Annotated in this window: 5 protein-coding genes; 4 read left to right on the top strand and 1 reads right to left on the bottom strand. The window is 59.5% G+C overall.

What is annotated here, in order from left to right; translation table 11 throughout:
- Positions 1 to 88: 88 nt before the first annotated feature.
- From tnpA to C5L12_RS27485, 4 genes are read left to right on the top strand one after another with little or no spacing between them, the layout of a single operon-like run.
- Positions 89 to 523 carry an IS66-like element accessory protein TnpA gene (tnpA, locus tag C5L12_RS27470; RefSeq protein WP_105375141.1) on the top strand — a complete coding sequence of 145 codons (435 nt, stop codon included), beginning with the start codon at positions 89 to 91 and terminating at the stop codon, positions 521 to 523.
- Entirely contained in the window at positions 520 to 873 is a 354-nt protein-coding gene (tnpB, locus tag C5L12_RS27475; RefSeq protein ID WP_205839397.1) for an IS66 family insertion sequence element accessory protein TnpB, read from the top strand. Before tnpA ends, tnpB begins: the two co-directional genes overlap by 4 nt.
- 45 nt (positions 874 to 918) lie before the next feature.
- On the top strand, positions 919 to 2,577 hold the full coding sequence (tnpC, locus tag C5L12_RS27480) for an IS66 family transposase (protein ID WP_105375142.1): 1,659 nt from the start codon (positions 919 to 921) through the stop codon (positions 2,575 to 2,577).
- A 2-nt stretch (positions 2,578 to 2,579) separates the two neighbouring features.
- On the top strand, positions 2,580 to 3,164 hold the full coding sequence (locus C5L12_RS27485; protein ID WP_105375143.1) for a plasmid pRiA4b ORF-3 family protein: 585 nt from the start codon (positions 2,580 to 2,582) through the stop codon (positions 3,162 to 3,164).
- 34 nt (positions 3,165 to 3,198) lie between these two features.
- Here C5L12_RS27485 and C5L12_RS27490 read toward each other — a convergent pair whose 3' ends face one another.
- Positions 3,199 to 3,423, bottom strand: coding sequence for a DUF6429 family protein (locus C5L12_RS27490; RefSeq protein ID WP_105375144.1), 225 nt, complete (start codon positions 3,421 to 3,423; stop codon positions 3,199 to 3,201).
- Between the last annotated feature and the right edge of the window lie 57 nt (positions 3,424 to 3,480).

Here is a 3,480-nt window from a genome sequence, read left to right on the forward strand (position 1 = left end):
GTATCCGTCCGAGCGAGACCGCCTGTGAATATTGAGTAAAACAGTTCAGACCCTGTCCTTATTCCCATGCATAAGGACAGTTGGACGGATGGAGATTTTGGGAGGAGACAGCGGGTCTCGGGTGAGCCGTATCGAGGTGATCAACACCGGTCGGCGGCGTCGCTTTAGTGAGGATGAGAAGCTGCGGATTGTCGCAGAAAGCTTTGCGGGGAGAGGCCGGGCGTCGGCCACGGCGCGTCAGTACGGCATCAGCCGCTCCTTGTTGAACCGTTGGCGCAAGTCGGTTCGCCAGGGTTTGCACGGTCAGAAACAAACCGATGGTTTTGTGCCGGCGCTCGTCGTGCCGGAAACTTTTATGCCGGTGAAGCAGTTCACTCCACCTGCTGCGATGGAGCATCTGGTGGCGCCTTCTTCCGGCCGCATGGAGATTGTCGCGGCGAACGGCCGTCGTGTGGTCGTGGACGGCAGCGTCGACGTTGAGGCGCTGCTGCGGATCATGCGAGGGCTGGAGACGTTGCGGTGATCACGCTTCCTTCCGGTCAAAATGTGCGGGTGTGGATTGCAACGGGCCATACCGACATGCGGTGTGGGTTTCCATCCCTTGCGTTGCGGGTGCAGGAGGTGCTGAAACAGAACCCTCTGGACGGCAATCTTTTTGTGTTTCGCGGTCGCAGTGGATCACTGATAAAAGTGATCTGGAGTGACGGTCAGGGGAGCTGCCTTTTTACAAAAAAGTTGGAGCGCGGCCGGTTCGTCTGGCCGTCTGCGGAAGGCGGCGCGATCGCGATATCGCCTGCGCAGCTCAGTTATCTTCTGTCCGGAATTGATTGGCGCCATCCGCAGGAAACCTGGCGTCCGACGAAGGTTGGCTAGCATTATTCAATTGAAAATACAGGGTAAATCTGATCGAATGGCGTCATGATCTCGAAGCCTTTCGATCTTCCTGCGGATGTTGTTGGCGCTTACCTGGCGCTGCTTGGCGAGCATGAAGCCTTGCAGGCTAAACACGCTATCGCAGTTGCGGAAGCGGCCAATGCGCAGGCGATGCTCTCTGACAACGAGGCACTGATCGTTGCTCTGGAATTGAAGATCGAGAAGCTCAGGCGCGAGTTGCGAGGCCAGCGCTCTGAGCGCACGGCGCGCCTGCTCGACCAGTTGGAACTGCAGCTCGAGGAACTCGTGACGGCGGCGACGGAGGATGAGGTCGCGGCGAAAGCAGCAAGCGCCAGAACCTCGAGCGTACGTTCGTTCACGCGCAAACGGCCGGTGCGCAAGCCATGGCCGGTCGATATCGAGCGCGAACGTGTTGTCATCGAGCCGCCGACGACTTGCGCCTGCTGTGGCGGTTCGCGCCTGTCGAAGCTGGGCGAGGACGTCACCGAGACGCTCGAGGAGATTCCGCGTCGGTTCAAGGTGATCGAGACGGTTCGGGAAAAGTTCACGTGTCGTGACTGTGAAGGCATCAGCCAGCCGCCGGCACCCTTCCATGCCACGCCGCGCGGCTTCATAGGTCCTCATCTTTTGGCGACGATCCTGTTCGACAAGTTCGGCATGCACAGCCCGCTCAACCGGCAAAGTGCCCGGTTTAAATGCGAGGGGATCGATCTTTCGACCTCGACGCTGGCCGACCAGGTCGGGTACGCAACAGCCGCTGTTATGCCCGTCTTCGATCTGATCGAGGCGCATGTCTTTGCGGCCGAGCGTCTTCACGGTGATGACACCACCATTCCCATTCAGGCCAGGGACAAATGCACGACCGGACGCATATGGACTTACGTGTGCGATGACCGGCCATTCGGGGGAACGGCGCCGCCAGCCGCAATCTATTATGCGTCGAGCGACCGGCGCGGCGAACATCCGCAGAAGCACCTGGCCAGATACGGCGGCATTCTACAGAGCGATTGCTACAATGGCTTCGAGCCGATCGCTGTTGCCGCAACGAAAGAGGTGCCGATCACCTTCGCCTTTTGCCATGCGCATGCGCGGCGCAAATTCTTTGAGCTGGCCGATATCCAGAAAAGTGCGCGAGATCGCAAACGCAAGGGCAAGCCGATCTCGCCGATCGCATTGGAAGCCGTCAAGCGCTACGACGAATTGTTCGAGATCGAGCGCCAGATCAACGGATTGAGCGCCGAAGAACGCCTGGCTGTGCGACAGGAGAAGAGCAAGCCGCTGTTCGATGACATGCACGAGTGGTTGACGAAAGAACGCGCCACGCTCAGTAGATCGTCTGAGGTCATCGAGCCGATCGATTACATGCTGAAGCGCTGGGAGGGCTTTGCCCTCTTCCTAGAAGACGGGAGAGTTTGTCTCACGAATAACGCAGCCGAGCGGGCGCTGAGAAGTGTCGCATTGGGAAGACGGAACTGGACCTTCGCCGGTTCGCAGCGTGGGGCCGATCGTGCCGCTGTCATGCTGACCGTCATCACCACCTGCCGCCTCAACGATATCGACCCAAAGGCGTGGCTTGCCGATGTCCTGGCTCGCATCGCCGACCATCCTGTCACGCGCCTGCATGAACTGCTGCCCTGGGAGTGGAAACGTGCATCGGCGGCAACCATCATGCTGGCGGCCTGACGATGGTGGCTTGCGTCGTCCGCCTGAAGGTCACCCTCGATCGTGTCGAGCCGATAGTGATGCGGCGCGTTGTCGTGCCGTTCACTATCAGGCTCAGTCGGCTGCACGAGGTATTGCAAGCGGCGATGGGCTGGACCAACAGCCACCTTTACGAATTCCGCATGCGTGACGTCGGCTTTGGGTTGCCTGACGAGGAATGGGGGGATGGTCCGATCGATGCCCGCAGGGTCTCGCTGCTGTCGGCAGTCCAGGACACCGGCGCGAAATCGTTCAAGTACCTCTATGACTTTGGTGACGGTTGGGAACACAGCATCAAGATCGAGCGCACCTTTCCGGCAGTCGGCACGGAAGGACCGATGCTCCTCGAAGCAACGGGACACTGCCCACCCGAAGACGTGGGTGGTCCATGGGGTTATCAAGAGTTCCGCGAGGCGCTTGCGGACCCGGCGCACGAGCGACATGCCGAAATCCTCGAATGGTGGGGCAGCAGCGATTATCATCCCGCCGCCGCCAACTTCTCGCAGCTCAACAAAGCCGTCGATGACCTGGCTGCAAAATGGGCCCGAAAAGCGCGACGCAAAACCTGAACGCCGGGCTGTGGGTGAAGGCCGAAACTGGATTTTACCGTGTAAACAACCGGCGGAACAGTTCTTCCGAACGCCGTAGACCTTCGTCCGTCAGGACCAGCGACTTCGACTTGTTCACCGGATCACAGATCAGTCCCTTCTCATGCAACCGGTCCGTCGTCGCCCAGTCAAATCCCTTCCAGGCGCAACGTTCGTTGTGGAGCGTCAGCCATAACAGGGCCAGGACCGCGTCATCGATTTTGTCCTCATCGATCTCCATTCTGTCATGATATCACGCGCGAGACTTCAAGTCCTGCGGCCCACCTCGGATGGATAC

This window comes from Neorhizobium huautlense, from assembly GCF_002968575.1.
GTDB classification, from domain to species: domain Bacteria; phylum Pseudomonadota; class Alphaproteobacteria; order Rhizobiales; family Rhizobiaceae; genus Neorhizobium; species Neorhizobium huautlense.